Consider the following 15531-nt stretch of genomic DNA (forward strand, 5'->3'; position numbering starts at 1 on the left):
AGATGTGTATAAGAGACAGACGCCGCCGCCCCGGGAACGCTCGCCGCGCCGGACACCGGCCCCGCGCCGGTCCCTGGCCCCGCGCCCGACACCGCCCCCGCGCCTAACACCTCCGCCGGTTGCCGACCGGGCGCCGAACCCGGGGCCGACACCGACCCCGGCCGGCCGGGCGCCGGCCCCGGGGCGGCCCCTGCCGAAGCGAGCTGCGGCACCGGAGCTCCTGTCCCCGGCCCGTCCGCCTACGCCCCCGGCGTCCTCGCCCCCCTGGTCACCGTGATCGCCTGTGTCGCGCTCGCCGCCGCCACCGGGGCCAGGCCCGAGCTGATCGGGTGGCTGGCGCTGACCCCCGTCGCCGTGCTCCTCGCCGTCGTCGACCGGCGGGTCCACCGGCTGCCCGACCCCCTGACCCTGCCCCTGGCGGCCGCGGCCGTCCTGCTGCTCGGCGGCGCCGCGCTGCTTCCCGGGCACGCCGGATCCTGGACCTCCGGCCTGCTGGGCGGCCTGACTCTCGGCGGTTTCTACTTCCTGCTCTTCCTGATCAACCCGGACGGCATGGGCTTCGGCGATGTGAAGCTCGCCGTCGCCCTGGGCGTGGCCCTCGGCTGGTACGGCTGGACCGTGCTGTTCCTGGGCGGGTTCGCCGGATTCCTGTACGGGGCGGCGTACGGACTCGCCCTGGTGCTCCTGCGCCGGGCGGGGCGCCGGACCGGCATCCCGTTCGGCCCCTTCATGATCGGCGGGGCGCTGACCGGCCTGCTGCTCGGGGCCCTGGCCGGGTGAGTACGGCCCCGGACGCGGGGGCACCCGCCCGCAGGCCCGCCCGCCAGGCCCGCCCGCCCGCGCCCGCGCGGGCGGGGAACTGTCTCTTATACACATCTCTGATGGCGCGAGGGGGGCGTGTAGANCAGATGTGTATAAGAGACAGCCCGCCCGCAGGCCCGCCCGCCAGGCCCGCCCGCCCGCGCCCGCGCGGGCGGGGAATCCGTTCGCGCGCTCCGGGCCCGCCTGACACGATTCCCGTATGTCCGAACCATCCGCACCCGCCCCCCTCCCCTTCGACTCCCCGGCCTCCCGCGACCGGTTCGAGGCCCTCGTCGCCGAGGCCGACGCCGTGTCCGTGGACGGATGGGACTTCTCCTGGCTGGAGGGCCGGGCCACCGAGGAGCGCCCCTCCTGGGGGTACGCACGCGCGATGGCCGACCGGCTCGGCCGGGCCCACTCCGCTCTCGACCTCCAGACCGGGGGCGGCGAGGTCCTCGCCGCCGCGCCGAAGCTCCCGCCGGTCACCGTGGCCACGAAGGCCTGGCCGCCCAACATCGCCCGCGCCACCGCCCTTCTGCACCCGCTCGGAGCGGTCGTCGTCGCCGACGAGGACGAACCGCCGCTGCCCTTCGGGGACGCCGCCTTCGACCTCGTGGTCAGCCGCCATCCGGTCACCACGTGGTGGGAGGAGATCGCGCGGGTGCTCGTCCCCGGCGGCACGTACTTCTCGCAGCAGGTCGGCCCGGCCAGCGTCTTCGAACTCGTCGAGCACTTCCTCGGCCCCCAGCCGCCCGAGGTCCGGCGCGGCCGGCACCCGGAGGACGCGCGGGCCGCCGCGACGGCGGCCGGACTCGAGGTGGTGGACCTGCGCTCCGAGACCCTGCGCACCGAGTTCCACGACATCGGCGCGGTGGTCTACTTCCTGCGCAAGGTGATCTGGATGGTCCCCGGATTCACCGTCGAGCGGTATCGGCCCCAACTGGCCGCACTGCACCGGCAGATCGAGGCGGAAGGCCCGTTCCGCGCCCGCACCGCCCGCTTCCTCGTCGAGGCGCGCAAGCCCCGGTGACGGCGGCCGGGGCCCGCCCGCCGGTCAACCCGCCCATCTCGTACGCCAGTTCAGTGCCACCTCGGAGGCAACGGGATCGTGCGGGCGGCCGTCCTATTCGACGGGACGCACGCACAGCGAAGGGCACAGCGAAGGAGGGGGAGCGGTCATGACCGTGGAGAGGGGAGACTGCGTGGCGCCTGCCGGACGCGCGCGGCACGGTAACGCCGACTGGCTCACGGGGGCCAGGATCACCGCCGTCCTCGGGGTCTACTACCGGCCCGAGGGCCGGGCGGGCGAGCCGGAGGCCGTCGAGTTCGTCCTCTCGGACGATCAGTCCGTCCTGCTGACCTGTGCCTCCGACCGGACACTGCACGTCACCCCGGGCGCCTGGCCGAGGCTGCCCGAGTGGTGCGTACCGGCGAGCCGGTGGCAGCACGCCCCGCCCGCCCTCCTCCCGCCGGTGCCGTACGGGGGAGCGTGGACGGTCGTCGGCACCCAGGAGCTGAGAGATGCCGGCGGGGAGGTGCTCCAGGCCGTCATCCGGTGCGAGGAGGGGGACTTCGTGGTGGTCGCCGGAGACACGATGGCGATCCGCTTCGACTCCCGCCCCTGACCCGCGCACCACCGCCCCCGCCGTCGGCGCGGCGAACTGCTCGGCCGTTCGTGATCAATACACCAAGAGCCCTTGTGGACCAGCTTCCGTCCTCCGCCGATCCCGGAGGCGTCAAGCCGACGTCGTATCGCGCCCCCCTGACAGCACGGTCGAAATCGGGGCCTGTGCCGGGGCCGGCCCCGGGAGTCCGACGTGCGTCCGCCGCCCTGCCGGGAACGGGGTCCGGCGAATCCGGAGAGTAATGGTGGAGTGGCGCGGCACGCGGCAGCACTTACGAAGGGTTATGGTGGAAACCCCCCCTCGGGCCGGTCCGTATCCCCCCCCACGGACCGGCCCGTTTTTTTACGGGCCGGCGTCGGCGCCGCCGTGCGGCCCCGGGGCGCTTCCGTTCTTCCTTGCGCGCGAGCCCCGTCGGGCCGGCGTCAGCTGCGGCCGGCCCAGATGTTCGTGCCCGCCGTGTCCACGGCGAAGGCATCGATCTCCTTCAGCTCATCGGCGGTCAGCGCCGGACCCGCGAGGGCCGCCACGTTCTCCTCCAGCTGCCGCACGCTCGACGCGCCGATCAGCGCCGAGGTCATCCGGCTGTCGCGCAGCACCCACGCGATGGCGAGCTGGGCGAGCGACTGCCCGCGCCCCCGCGCGATGTCGTTGAGGCCGCCCAGCCGGCGGACCACCTCGTCGGAGAGCAGGCCCGGGTCGAGCGACTTGCCCTGGGTGGCGCGCGAGCCCTCGGGAATGCCCTTGAGGTATTTGTTCGTGAGCAGGCCCTGTGCGAGCGGCACGAAGGAGATGCAGCCCATCCCGGCCGCCTCCAGGGTGTCCAGCAGCCCGTCGTCCTCGATCCAGCGGTTGATCATGGAGTAGGACGGCTGGTGGATCAGGGCCGGCACGCCCATCTCCTTGAGCAGGCCGGCCGCCTCGGCGGTCTGCTGCGCGTTGTACGAGGAGACGCCCACGTACAACGCCTTGCCCTGCTGGACGGCGGACGCCAGGGCGCCCATCGTCTCCTCCAGCGGGGTGTGCGGGTCGAAGCGGTGCGAGTAGAAGATGTCGACGTAATCGAGGCCCATCCGCTTCAGGGAGGCGTCGAGCGAGGACAGCAGGTACTTCCGGGAACCCCACTCGCCGTACGGGCCGGGGTGCATCAGATAGCCGGCCTTGGTGGAAATGACCAATTCGTCCCGGTAGGGGGTGAAGTCCTGGGCGAAGAGCTTGCCGAAGTTCAGCTCGGCCGAGCCGGGCGGCGGGCCGTAGTTGTTGGCCAGGTCGAAGTGGGTGACCCCGAGATCGAAGGCGCGGCGCAGAATCGCCCGCTGGGAGTCCAGCGCCCGGTCGTCGCCGAAATTGTGCCACAGGCCCAGCGAGAGGGCGGGGAGCTTGAGGCCGCTGCGCCCGGTCCGGCGGTACTCCATGGAGTCGTAGCGCGAATCGGCGGCGCGGTGGCGCAGGTCGGGGGAGAGGTAATCAGTCACGTTTCATTCCTTATCACGGAGTTGTGACAGACCGGGTTGGGCCCCCGTGACCCGGTCGCAGTAATGTGGCGGCTTCGGGGAATGCCGATGTGCGGCGCGGCGAAGGCCCGCGTGGCCGTGCCAGTGGTAGGGGTGCGGACCGCCGAGGGATCGTGCGGGCGGCACAGGCCGTGCAGCGATCCCCCGCGGGGGACGGCCCCCGGACCCCCGGCGACGGGGAGGGCGGGCCCCGGGCCCGTACGGAACCGAGAGGGTGAACGCAGTGAACTTCCGCGACCTGGTGTACAGGCTCTACGCGCGCCGGGTGGGAGGCCGCCTGGACCACGATCAGGTGCCGAAGCACATCGGGGTCATCCTCGACGGCAACCGGCGCTGGGCCAAGGCGTCCGGCGGATCGGCCGTGCAGGGTCACCAGGCCGGTGCGGACAAGATCTCCGAGCTGCTCGGCTGGTGCAGCGAGACCGATGTCGAGGTCGTCACCCTCTGGATGCTGTCCACGGACAACTTCGACCGGCCCGAGCACGAGCTGAAGCCGCTGCTCGGCATCATCGAGAACACCGTGCGCAACCTTGCTGCGGACGGGCGCTGGCGCGTCCACCACGTCGGCACGCTCGACCTGCTTCCGCCGGAGACGCAGTCGGTGCTCAAGGAGGCTCAGGAGGCGACGTCCGACATCGACGGAATAATCGTCAATGTCGCGGTCGGCTACGGCGGCCGTCAGGAGATCGCGGACGCGGTGCGCTCCCTGCTCCTGGAGCACTCGGAGAAGGGCACGACCTTCGAGGAGCTGGCCGAGGTCGTCTCCACCGACCTGATCTCCGAGCACCTCTACACCCGGGGCCAGCCCGACCCCGATCTGGTGATCCGGACGAGCGGCGAGCAGCGGCTCTCGGGCTTCATGCTCTGGCAGAGCGCCCACTCGGAGTACTACTTCTGCGAGGTCTTCTGGCCGGCCTTCCGCAAGGTCGACTTCCTCCGGGCGCTGCGCGACTACGCCGCCCGCCACCGCCGCTACGGGGCCTGAGGCGTCCCGAAACACGCCTCCCGCCCGCGCGTCCGTCGATGGCTCCCCTATATAGGGGAGCCATCGCGTAGGTAAGGAGGTCACCGCGCGTCCACCGGGACTTCTCCACACCGTGTCATATGCGGCGGCATGGCTTCGCGCGGAGAAGGGAATACCTCTGTCAGGTCGACGTCCGGTCATCAACCAGGCGGATGTCGCATCCAAGTGAGCGGTGCCAAGACCGCTCGCCCGGGAGGCCCTTTGCACACGAAGGACCGTAGACAGTCTGCGGCCGACGCGGTGGCCGCGGTCCGGCCCGCGCACAGGGGCCCGATCCCGGTCCGTCCTCTCCCTTCGGGAAGCTCCGCGACCGTCCGTCGCACTCCCCGACCTCGTCCGAGGGGGTACGTCCTTCCGTGGTGACCAGCAGCAAGCGCCGCATGCCCGACCGGCGCACATACGTTCTCGACACCAGCGTCCTGCTGGCCGATCCCGGTGCCATGGCCCGCTTCGACGAGCACGAAGTCGTGCTGCCGATCGTGGTGGTCACGGAACTGGAGGCCAAACGGCATCACCCCGAGCTCGGATACTTCGCCCGGCAGGCACTGCGCCTGCTGGACGACTTCCGGGTCCGGTACGGCCGGCTGGACGCCCCGATCCCGCTCGGGGATCTGGGCGGGACGCTCCGTGTCGAGCTCAACCACTCCGATCCCGGTGTCCTGCCCGCCGGCTACCGGTTGGGGGACAACGACTCACGGATTCTCGCGGTCGCACGCAACCTCCAGGCCGAGGGGTACGACGTCACGGTCGTCTCCAAGGACCTGCCGCTCCGCATCAAGGCGTCCTCCGTGGGCCTCCTCGCCGAGGAGTACCGCGCCGAGCTCGCCATCACGGACTCCGGCTGGACCGGCATGAGCGAACTGTCCCTCGCCGGGGAACAGATCGACCTGCTGTTCAGCGAGGAGACGCTGTACGTCCCCGAGGCCGCCGAACTGCCCGTGCACACCGGCCTGGTCCTCCAGTCCGAGCGCGGCAAGGCGCTCGGCCGGGTGACGGCCGAGGGCAACGTGCGGCTCGTGCGGGGCGACCGGGAGGCCTTCGGCATCCACGGGCGCAGCGCCGAGCAGCGGATCGCCCTCGACCTTCTGCTGGACGCCGACGTCGGCATCGTGTCGCTGGGCGGCCGGGCCGGCACCGGCAAGTCGGCGCTGGCCCTCTGCGCGGGCCTGGAGGCGGTGCTGGAGCGCCAACAGCACAAGAAGGTGATGGTCTTCCGCCCGCTGTACGCGGTGGGCGGGCAGGAGCTCGGCTATCTCCCCGGCAGCGAGGCCGAGAAGATGAGCCCCTGGGCGCAGGCGGTCTTCGACACGCTCTCGGCGGTCGCCGGACGCGAGGTCATCGAGGAGGTGCTCGGGCGCGGGATGCTGGAGGTCCTGCCGCTCACCCACATCCGCGGCCGCTCCCTGCACGACGCGTTCGTGATCGTCGACGAGGCGCAGTCGCTCGAACGGAACGTCCTGCTGACCGTGTTGTCCCGAATCGGGGCGAATTCGCGTGTCGTGCTCACCCACGACGTCGCCCAGCGGGACAACCTCCGGGTCGGCCGGTACGACGGAGTCGTCGCCGTCGTCGAGAAACTGAAGGGCCATCCGCTGTTCGCCCACGTCACGCTCACGCGGTCGGAGCGTTCGCAGATCGCCGCGCTGGTGACCGAAATGCTGGAGGAAGGCCAGATCTGACGCGCATGTCCCTTTGATGCCGCCCGGCGAGCCAAGGAGCTTAGCCGGGCGGCATTGTGCTGCGCCGTCATTTCCGGGAATTCAGAGGGCCGAACGAGGTGTGACCTTTCCCACGCAACACAGAATTGCCTCCTGGCGCTCCCGTCCGGCAGAGTCTTGCTTCCGTCAGGCCCCGCATACGGCACTTGGGCACCTCCAGAGGCGCCACGCACCACACAACTCAACACGAGACGCCCGTATGCCGCCCGCGAGCACCACGCGGCAGCCTCCTCGCCGGGGTTGCCCATCGGGCCCGCGCCTCCCGTGACCCACGCAGTAGGGAGGCCAGTGCCAGGGGCACGAACGCGCCCGCGAGGTCACCTAAGCGGGCGATGCTGGAAGGACACCATGTGAGCCGGATCTCGGTCCGGGGGTTCGCCGTGGCATCCGCCACCGCGGTCACCACCGTTGGCGCCGTCGTAGGCGTTGCTGCGGGCGGCACACCCGCCGCTGACGACAACAACTTCGAGGCGGCCGCAGCCGACACCACGCTGCTCGCAGACATCCCCGCGGGCCAGCAGGCCCAGGTACAGACCGCTTCGCTGACGCAGCAGGCCGATGCCCAGGCATCCGCCGCCGACGCCGCCGCGAAGAAGTCGGCCGAGGAATCGGCCCGCCTCCAGGCCGCCAAGGACGCCAAGTCCAAGAAGCAGGCGGCCGAGGACCGGATCGAGGCCGAGCGCGAGGCGGAGAAGAAGAAGAAGCGAGAGGCCGAGCGCGCCAGCCGTTCTTCCGTCCGCGACGCCGCCTCGTTCTCCGCGCAGGGCTCCTACAGCGTGGCCGACGTCAAGGCGATGGCCCGTCAGATGGTCCCCGCGGACCAGTTCCAGTGCTTCAGCAACATCGTGAACCACGAGTCGACCTGGAACTACCGCGCGACCAACCCGTCCTCCGGGGCGTACGGGCTCATGCAGGCGCTCCCGGGACACAAGATGTCGTCCGCCGGCGCCGACTGGCAGACCAACCCGGCCACCCAGATCAAGTGGGGCCTCAGCTACATGGACGGCCGTTACGGCAGCCCGTGCGGCGCCTGGTCCTTCTGGCAGGCCAACAACTGGTATTAGAGGGAGCGGGCGAAGTCCACGGACCGCCCTCTCAACCTCGCGAGGCCCCTCACCGTCCGGACGGTGAGGGGCCTCGCGCGTGTACGGTCGCATCCTGGCGGTACCGGGGAGCGTGGGAAGACGCTGAGGAGCGCTGGGTGGCGAAGATGGGGGAAGGAAAGCAAGCATGTCGAAACTGCCGGGATGGCTGGGCCGCTTCGGGTCCGAACTGACGGAGCTGGGTGCGCGACTGGACGAGCGGCGGGCGCACGCCGCCGCCGATGACGAAGACCCCCTCGCGGTGCGAGGGGCGCCCGCCGTCCCGGAGGCCGACGACGCCGGGCAGGTGCCCGCGCCGCCCTCGTACGCCCCCTCGGTCGCCGCCAAGCCGGATCCGGTGGCGGCGATCCCGTGGGGGATGCGGGTCGCCGCCGAGGCCGGCTGGCGCCTCCTCGTCCTCGCGGGGACGCTCTATGTGCTGATGCGGGTGATCAGCGCGGTCCAGCTCGTGGTGCTGGCCTTCGCCGCCGCGCTGCTCGTCACCGCGATGCTCCAGCCGACCGTGGTCCGGCTCAAGCGGTTCGGGCTGCCCCACGGGCTCGCCACCGCCGTGACCGCCGTGCTCGGGTTCGTCGTCATCGGCCTGGTCGGCTGGTTCGTGGTGTGGCAGGTGCTGGAGAACCTCGACACGCTCTCCGACCGGGTCCGCGACGGCATCGACGAGTTGAAGCGCTGGGCGCTCGACAGCCCCTTCCACGTCACCGAGTCGCAGATCAACGACATCGCCAAGAACCTCAGCGACACCATCAGCACCAACACCGAGGAGATCACCTCCGCCGGACTCCAGGGCGTCACCGTCATGGTGGAGTTCCTCACCGGGCTGCTGCTGGCGATGTTCTCCACGCTGTTCCTGCTCTACGACGGCAGGCGCATCTGGGAGTGGTCGCTCAAGCTGGTGCCCGCCGCGGCCCGCCCCGGGGTCGCCGGCGCCGGACCGCGCGCCTGGCGCACCCTGACCGCGTATGTGCGCGGCACGGTGCTCGTCGCCCTGATCGACGCCATCTTCATCGGCTTCGGCCTCTACATCCTCAATGTGCCGCTCGCGGTGCCGCTGGCCGTCTTCATCTTCCTGTTCGCCTTCATCCCGCTCGTCGGCGCCGTGGTCTCCGGGGCGCTCGCGGTGGTCGTCGCGCTGGTCACCGAGGGGGTGTGGACCGCGCTGTGGGCGTTGGTGGTGGTCCTGGCGGTGCAGCAGATCGAGGGCCACATCCTGCAGCCGTTCATCCTCGGCCGCGCCGTGCGGGTGCATCCGCTCGCGGTGGTCCTCGCGGTGGCGACCGGCGGTCTGGTCGCGGGCATCGGCGGCGCGGTGGTCGCCGTGCCGCTGGTCGCCGTGGTCAACACGGTGGTCGGCTATCTGCGCGCGTACGGGGAGCCCGGCGAGCGGGGCGGTCACCACGGGGCCACCGCCCTGGCGATGAGCCCGGCACACGCCGCGCCCGCGCCCCCGGGTCCGCAGGGCCCGCCGGGCGAACCCGCGCGGGAGAGCAAGCCTCCGCAGGAGTAGGAAGACGAAAAGAAGAGCCCCGGGGACGGTCGGTCGTCCTCGGGGCTCTTCTCGTATCAGGGGTGGTGCGGTGTCACTACTCGGCGAGTACGGCCTCGGCGTCGAGGGTCACACCGACCGCCTGGATCACCGAAGCGACCTTGACGGCTTCCTGAATGGTCTCACGGTCCACGCCGGCCTTGCGCAGCACCTGCTCGTGGGAGTCCAGGCACTGGCCGCAGCCGTTGATCGCGGAGACGGCGAGCGACCACAGCTCGAAGTCGACCTTCTCCACGCCGGGGTTGCCGATGACGTTCATCCGCAGGCCCGCGCGGAGCGTGCCGTACTCCGGGTCCGACAGCAGGTGCCGGGTCCGGTAGAAGACGTTGTTCATCGCCATGACCGCGGCCGCCGACTTCGCCGCGGTGTACGCCTCGGCGGAGAGGTTGGCCTTCGCCTCGGGCTCCAGCTCGCGCAGCACCTTCGGCGAACGCGAAGCGATCGCGCAGGCCAGCACGGTGCCCCACAGCTGCTGCCGCGGGAGGTCGCTGTTGCCGATGACCGAGCCGAGGTTCAGCTTCAGGTCCTTGGCGAAGTCCGGTATGGCGGACTTCAGTTCGTCGAGAGCCATGTCGGTATCAGCTCACTCGCCCGAGAGGAGCGCGACCGGGTCGAGGGTGTTCTCGCCCTTGGTCCAGTTGCACGGGCACAGCTCGTCGGTCTGCAGGGCGTCGAGGACCCGCAGGACCTCCTTGGGGTTACGGCCCACGGAACCGGCGGTCACCATCGTGAACTGGATCTCGTTGTTCTGGTCGACGATGAAGACGGCGCGCTGGGCGAAGCCGTCCTCGCCCTCGATGCCGAGGTCACGCATGAGCTCGTGCTTCGAGTCGGCCAGCATCGGGAAGGGCAGGTCGGTCAGGTCCGGGTGGTCCTTGCGCCAGGCGTGGTGCACGAACTCGGAGTCACCGGAGAAGCCGAGGACCTGGGCGTCGCGGTCCGCGAACTCCTCGTTCAGCTTGCCGAAGGCGGCGATCTCGGTGGGGCACACGAAGGTGAAGTCCTTCGGCCACGCGAAGACGATCTTCCACTTGCCCTCGTAGGTCTTGTGGTTGATCTGCTCGAACTCCTTGCCGCTCTCCAGCGAAACACAAGCAGTCAGGTCGAACTCGGGGAACTTGTCACCGACAGTGAGCACGCGCTCTCCTTGCAACGTCTGGAATTCCCTTTTGGGGGCGTTCCTGAGGGTTGGACGAGCTCCACCATGGCACAGAGTGCATTGATCACGGAAATAGCTACACTCGGTCCAGATGATCGGAGGTGCCTATCAGTGGGCCAGGGAAATCAGGGCGTACGCCCCAAGCAGTCCGGTAAGTCGGCCGCCAAGCAGCCCAGCCTGTCGCAGCTGCGCGCCTTCAAGGCCGTGGCGGAGCATCTGCACTTCCGGGACGCGGCGGCAGCAATCGGGATGAGTCAGCCGGCACTCTCCGGAGCGGTGTCCACCCTGGAGGAGGCACTGGGTGTCCAGCTCATCGAGCGTACGACGCGCAAGGTGCTGCTCTCGCCCGCGGGAGAGCGGCTCGCGGTGCGGGCCGGGGCGGTACTGGAGGCCGTCGCCGCGCTGATGGAGGAGGCGGAGGCGGTCCGCGCCCCGTTCACCGGAGTGCTCCGGCTCGGCGTGATCCCGACCGTCGCCCCGTATCTGCTGCCCACCGTGCTCCGCCTCGTCCACGAGCGTTATGTGGACCTCGACCTCCAGGTCCACGAGGAGCAGACCTCCTCGTTGCTCGAAGGGCTCGCCGCGGGGCGGCTGGACCTGCTGCTGCTCGCCGTGCCGCTCGGGGTGCCGGGAGTCACCGAGATCCCGCTCTTCGACGAGGACTTCGTGCTGGTCATGGAGCAGGACCACTGGCTCGGCGGCCGGGCGGACATCCCGCGCGAGGCGCTGCGCGAACTGCCGCTGCTGCTCCTGGACGAGGGGCACTGCCTGCGCGACCAGGCCCTGGACATCTGCCGTGAGGCGGGCCGCACCGAGGGCGCGCCGGTGACCACGACCGCCGCCGGGCTGTCCACCCTGGTCCAGCTGGTGGCCGGAGGGCTCGGGGTGACGCTGCTGCCCCGGACCGCGGTGACGGTGGAGACCGGCCGCAACGAGGCGCTGGCCACCGGGTACTTCGCGGATCCCGCGCCCACCCGGCGGGTCGCGCTGGCGATGCGGACCGGGTCGGCGCGGGGCGGCGAGTTCGAGGAGTTCGCCGCCGCGCTGCGCGAGGCGATGGAGCCCCTGCCGGTGCGGCCGGTGGCGGAAGGCGCTTGAGGGCGCACATACGGCCGGGGATCCTGTTCCCAGGAGCCCCGGCCGTCAGCGGATGAGGGCGTGTCCGGCGGATCGGGGCCGGACAGGCCGTGCCAGGCGTCGCGGACCCGGTCAAGCTCCGCCGGACACGCCCTGGGCGGGTGTCACTCGGTGCGCAGCCCGTCCGGGCGCATCATGCGCCACAGCGGCGGCAGCGACAGCAGGGTCACCAGCACGATCAGCCCGCCCCCGACCCCCGCCATCGGCCAGAACAGCCACCAGTCGGCGACCTGCTTCCCGGTCAGCCAGGTGAGCGTCGCGCCCAGCCCCAGGCCGCCGGCGATCGCGACCCCCAGACCGAGCACCACCGGCACGGCGGTCTGCCACAGCACCGACCAGCTGAGCGTGGAGCGCCGGGTGCCGAAGGCGACCAGCACCGACAGGAGCCGCCTGCGCTCACGCAACTGCTCCAGCTGGGAGACCAGCATCGACGCGGCGATCAGCAGCAGCACCGCGGAGGCCCCCACCTGGAGCCCGGTCTGGATGCTGGCGTACTGGCGGTCGCGCTCCACCGAGTCGAGCGTGACGAAGCGCATACCGGGGTCGACCTTCGCCGCCGTGTTGCGTACGTACTCGGCGACGTCCGGCACGCTCCGGTCGACCCGGATCTGGACGGTGATCGTCGCTCCGGGCAGCTTGCCCGCGTCGATCGCACCGGTGGTGGCCATGATCCCGTAGTGGATATCGCCCATCGGGTCCTTGCGGCCCTGCACGGTCGGGGAGTCGGCGGGCAGCGTCCACCGCACCAGCTTGTTCCCGTAGCCGATCTCGACCTCCTTGCCCTTGCGGGCGGTCTCGTCGACCCAGGCGGTCATGTCCTTGTCGCCCGGCGGGTGGACGACGAACGTGTCGCCGTCCTCGCAGGCGTCGATCCGGGCCAGCTCGCGCAGGGTCCCGCAGGTGCCGACGGTCAGCGTGGTGGTGGGCTGCACGTCTTCGTCGGCGAAGACGCCGGGCCTGGACGCGTACGCCGCCACCGATCCGATGACCACCTCCACGCCCTTGGTGGCGCGGAACTGCTCGATGGCCGAGGTGGCCGCCTCGCCGGTGACGTCCTCGGAGTACCCGGCGAACTGGGCCCGCGTCGGGTCCTGGCCGGTCATCCGGTTGAAGTCGGCGTTCATCGAGGCGAACAGCATCTGGAGGGCGATCGCTCCCGCCACCGCCACGGTGACCCCGCTGACCGCGCGGGACGCGGCCCCGCTGCTCAACTGGAGCCTGCGGGTGGCGAGCTGCCAGGGCACCGGGCCGCCGCGCAGCCGGTTCACACAGGCCTCGACCAGCCAGGGCAGCAGCAGGGCGAGCCCGAACAGCACCAGCACGGCGCCGGCGGTGATCGGGAACGGGTTCACCGGCGCGTACTCCTCTACCCGGCCCCAGAGCGCGAGCACCGCGAGACCCGCCAGCGGCACCGGCAGCCGCCACCACAGGCGGCGTCCCCGGTCACGGCCCCGGCGTACGACGCCGAGCGGCTCGATCACCACGGACCGCATCGCCACCAGGGTGACGAGGACGGCGGTCAGGGGCACGGCCACCGCGATCAGCGTCGCCAGCCGGAGGTCGGGCGCCAGGTCGGCCGGGAACACGCTGACGTCCCAGATCTCCACCGCGCCGACGAACTGCCGGCCCACGAGGAAGAAGACCAGGCCGAACAGCAGCCCGAGCAGCGCGCCGAACAGCGCCTCCCCGGCGGCGATCCGCCGGGTCGTCCGGATGTCCGCGCCGACCAGCCGCAGCGCGGCCAGCCGCCGGTCGCGGCGGTCGCCGCCGAAGCGCACGGCCGTCGCGATGAAGATCGCGACCGGGGCCAGCAGCACGACGCAGACCATGATGACGAGCACGAGGAGCAACGGCGGGAGGGGATCGCCCTGGCGGTCGTCGCCGTAGGCGGCGATCCGGTGGCCGCCGGCGGCCGGTGTCAGGGTGTCACTGCCCGCGTAGTAGAGGAGTTCGTTGGGAGAGCGCAGCCCGGCGTCCCCGATCGTGCCGGTGATCTCGTACGGCAGCCGCTCCCGCAGCAGTTCGTTGCCCGGCTCGGCGAGCAGTTCCCGCAGGGCGGGGGAGACGGCCATCGTGTCCGGCGCGGGGAAGCGGTCGAGTCCCGGCGGGAGGACGGGCGTCGAGCCGTCCGGGCGCATCAGATATCCCGCGACGGTCCGGTCGCGGTACTCGGTGGTGGTGTTGATCCGCAGCACCGAGCTGTCCGACTTCGTGGCGTTCGCGTCGGGGGAGTCGGCGATCCGTGCCTGGCTGCGGGCCTGCTCGCGCGCGTTCCGCTCGTCGAGCAGATGCGGTACGGAGGAGGCGAGCAGCAGCAGGGCGACGCCGAGGCCGACGCCGACGGCGGTCAGCAGCGTACGGATCCAGCCCTCGCGGCCCCCGGCGGCGGCGAACCGGATGCCGAGGCCGAGGTCGCGGAGGGTCACCGCGCCCCGCGAGGGCGATGCCGGACGCGGTGGCGCCGCCGTCCGCTTCTCTTCGAGCAGCGTCATACGGCGTGCTCCATGTCACGGGCCCGGCCGTCGCGCACGGTGACGTCACGGTCGGAGTAGGCGGCGACGCGGGCCTCGTGGGTCACCAGGACCACGGCGACGTTGGCGGAGCGGGCGGCCTCGGTGAGCAGCTCCATCACCCGCTCGCCGTTGAGGGAGTCCAGCGCGCCGGTCGGCTCGTCGGCGAAGATCACCTTCGGCGACGCCGCCAGAGCACGGGCCACCGCGACCCGCTGGCCCTGCCCGCCGGAGACCTCGCCGGGACGCTTGGTCCCGAGGTCGTCGACCTCCAGGCGCTCCATCCACTCCAGGGCGGTGCGCTCGGCGGCCTTGCGCTTGACGCCGTTCAGCCGCAGCGGCAGGGCGACGTTCTCCACACAGGTCAGCTCCGGGACGAGCTGGCCGAACTGGAAGACGAAGCCGAAGTCGCTGCGCCGCAGGGCGCTGCGCTCGGCGTCCGACATCGCGGACAGCTCACGGCCCGCGTAGGTGATGGTGCCGGAGTCGGGCGTGATGATCCCGGCCAGGCAGTGCAGCAGGGTCGACTTGCCGGAGCCGGAGGGGCCCATCACGGCGACGACCTCACCGGGGTGCACGGAGAACGACGCGCCGTCCAGGGCGGGCGTCGGACCGTAGGTCTTGCGCAGATCGTGCGCGGCGAGCAGGGAGCCTTCGGGAATCACGGAGCCACCACCTTGGCGAGCTGGTCGAGACGGGCAGAGGTCAGTTCCAGCCAGCGCAGATCGGCTTCCAGATGAAACAGGGCATGGTCGCAGATCAGCTGGTCGGCGAGGTCGCCCTTGCGCTTGCGGTCGGTGAGGACGCGCATCATCCGCAGATGCGCCGAGCGCTGGGTGTCCAGCAGATCGGCCGCGCTGCGACCGGTCAGGAGCGCCAGGACGACCTTCGTGTAGAGCGTCGACTGGAGGTAGGGCTCCGGCTTCTCGGGCTGGGCCAGCCAGTGCGAGACATCGGTGATCCCGGCGTCGGTGATGGCGTACCGCTTGCGCTCGGGGCCTCCTTCGCTCTCGACGCCGTCGACCTCGACGAGCCCGTTCTTCAGGAGCCGGGACATCGTCGAGTAGACCTGGCCGTAGTGCAGCGGGCGGTCCTGGCCGAACTTCTCGTCGAAGGTCCGCTTCAGGTCGTAGCCGTGGCGGGGGCCGGACTCCAGGAGCCCGAGGAGGGTGTGACCGATAGACATGGGAGGAACTGTACACGGCGTGTATACCTGCTGTGTATACGCGTCCGAAAAGCGACCCCGGCCCGGGGAGCGGGTCGGGGTCGCGGTGCTACGGGGTGTCTCGGGCGTCGGTCCCGGGCGGGGGCCGCGGCGTGCTCGACCCGGGCTCCGGCAGGGTTTCCGGCTCCTTCGGCGGCCGTCCGGGCGGCCGCCCCCGGCGGGCGATCGGACG

General features: G+C 71.3%; 13 protein-coding genes and 1 pseudogene. 8 read left to right on the forward strand and 6 right to left on the reverse strand.

What is annotated here, in order from left to right:
• Positions 1-93 precede the first annotated feature (93 nt).
• The 3 genes and pseudogenes from CR470_RS26510 to CR470_RS26520 all read left to right on the forward strand — a co-directional run.
• Positions 94-780 (forward strand): annotated as a pseudogene (locus tag CR470_RS26510) (prepilin peptidase); the annotation flags it as partial.
• A gap of 241 nt (positions 781-1021) precedes the next feature.
• Entirely contained in the window at positions 1022-1831 is an 810-nt protein-coding gene (locus CR470_RS26515) for a class I SAM-dependent methyltransferase (protein ID WP_097870051.1), read from the forward strand.
• 148 nt (positions 1832-1979) lie between these two features.
• Positions 1980-2426, forward strand: coding sequence for a hypothetical protein (locus tag CR470_RS26520; RefSeq protein WP_097870052.1), 447 nt, complete (start codon positions 1980-1982; stop codon positions 2424-2426).
• A 422-nt stretch (positions 2427-2848) separates the two neighbouring features.
• Here CR470_RS26520 and mgrA read toward each other — a convergent pair whose 3' ends face one another.
• The gene (gene mgrA / locus CR470_RS26525) at positions 2849-3898 is read right to left on the reverse strand and encodes an L-glyceraldehyde 3-phosphate reductase (RefSeq protein ID WP_097870053.1); all 1050 of its coding nucleotides are present in this window, start codon (positions 3896-3898) and stop codon (positions 2849-2851) included.
• A 262-nt stretch (positions 3899-4160) separates the two neighbouring features.
• Here mgrA and CR470_RS26530 point away from each other — a divergent pair, with 262 nt between their 5' ends.
• The 4 genes from CR470_RS26530 (at position 4161) to CR470_RS26545 (ending at position 9289) form a co-directional block, all read left to right on the forward strand.
• Positions 4161-4922, forward strand: a complete 762-nt coding sequence (locus CR470_RS26530) for an isoprenyl transferase (RefSeq protein ID WP_073741104.1) — start codon at positions 4161-4163, stop codon at positions 4920-4922.
• 395 nt (positions 4923-5317) lie between these two features.
• Positions 5318-6640: a PhoH family protein gene (locus CR470_RS26535; protein ID WP_097870054.1), complete on the forward strand. Its 1323-nt coding sequence runs from the start codon at positions 5318-5320 to the stop codon at positions 6638-6640.
• Between the two features lie 389 nt (positions 6641-7029).
• Positions 7030-7743 (forward strand): transglycosylase SLT domain-containing protein, encoded by a 714-nt coding sequence (locus CR470_RS26540; protein ID WP_097870055.1) that lies wholly within the window; start codon positions 7030-7032, stop codon positions 7741-7743.
• A 166-nt stretch (positions 7744-7909) separates the two neighbouring features.
• On the forward strand, positions 7910-9289 hold the full coding sequence (locus CR470_RS26545) for an AI-2E family transporter (RefSeq protein WP_097870056.1): 1380 nt from the start codon (positions 7910-7912) through the stop codon (positions 9287-9289).
• Between the two features lie 76 nt (positions 9290-9365).
• Here the strand turns inward: CR470_RS26545 and CR470_RS26550 are convergent, their stop codons facing one another.
• Together CR470_RS26550 and CR470_RS26555 are read right to left on the reverse strand one after the other, a co-directional pair.
• Positions 9366-9899 (reverse strand): alkyl hydroperoxide reductase, encoded by a 534-nt coding sequence (locus CR470_RS26550; RefSeq protein WP_097870057.1) that lies wholly within the window; start codon positions 9897-9899, stop codon positions 9366-9368.
• 12 nt (positions 9900-9911) lie between these two features.
• A complete protein-coding gene (locus CR470_RS26555; protein ID WP_007452441.1) occupies positions 9912-10466 on the reverse strand; it encodes a peroxiredoxin in 555 nt (184 codons plus the stop codon).
• A 132-nt stretch (positions 10467-10598) separates the two neighbouring features.
• On the opposite strand from CR470_RS26555, the gene CR470_RS26560 reads away from it, so the two are divergent.
• Positions 10599-11585, forward strand: coding sequence for a hydrogen peroxide-inducible genes activator (locus tag CR470_RS26560; protein ID WP_097870058.1), 987 nt, complete (start codon positions 10599-10601; stop codon positions 11583-11585).
• A 143-nt stretch (positions 11586-11728) separates the two neighbouring features.
• On the opposite strand, the gene CR470_RS26565 is transcribed toward CR470_RS26560, so the two are convergent.
• Genes CR470_RS26565 through CR470_RS26575 form a run of 3 tightly spaced genes read right to left on the reverse strand, consistent with a single transcriptional unit; the run spans position 11729 to position 15320 of the window.
• Complete coding sequence (locus CR470_RS26565) at positions 11729-14116, reverse strand: FtsX-like permease family protein (protein ID WP_097870059.1); 2388 nt, start codon at positions 14114-14116, stop codon at positions 11729-11731.
• The gene (locus CR470_RS26570) at positions 14113-14799 is read right to left on the reverse strand and encodes an ABC transporter ATP-binding protein (protein ID WP_097870060.1); all 687 of its coding nucleotides are present in this window, start codon (positions 14797-14799) and stop codon (positions 14113-14115) included. Before CR470_RS26570 ends, CR470_RS26565 begins: the two co-directional genes overlap by 4 nt.
• Entirely contained in the window at positions 14796-15320 is a 525-nt protein-coding gene (locus CR470_RS26575) for a PadR family transcriptional regulator (RefSeq protein ID WP_018956160.1), read from the reverse strand. The genes CR470_RS26570 and CR470_RS26575 overlap by 4 nt, the downstream gene beginning before the upstream one ends.
• Positions 15321-15531 lie beyond the last annotated feature (211 nt).

Origin of the sequence: Streptomyces sp. rh34, from assembly GCF_002551245.1 — a bacterium.
In the GTDB taxonomy this organism is placed as follows: Bacteria; Actinomycetota; Actinomycetes; order Streptomycetales; family Streptomycetaceae; genus Streptomyces.

Coding starts and splice junctions, on each gene's coding strand:
- CR470_RS26515 (WP_097870051.1), top strand. CDS start 1,022: ATGTCCGAACCATCCGCACCCGCCCCCCTCCCCTTCGACTCCCCGGCC.
- CR470_RS26520 (WP_097870052.1), top strand. CDS start 1,980: ATGACCGTGGAGAGGGGAGACTGCGTGGCGCCTGCCGGACGCGCGCGG.
- CR470_RS26545 (WP_097870056.1), top strand. CDS start 7,910: ATGTCGAAACTGCCGGGATGGCTGGGCCGCTTCGGGTCCGAACTGACG.
- CR470_RS26550 (WP_097870057.1), bottom strand. CDS start 9,899: ATGGCTCTCGACGAACTGAAGTCCGCCATACCGGACTTCGCCAAGGAC.
- CR470_RS26565 (WP_097870059.1), bottom strand. CDS start 14,116: ATGACGCTGCTCGAAGAGAAGCGGACGGCGGCGCCACCGCGTCCGGCA.
- CR470_RS26575 (WP_018956160.1), bottom strand. CDS start 15,320: ATGTCTATCGGTCACACCCTCCTCGGGCTCCTGGAGTCCGGCCCCCGC.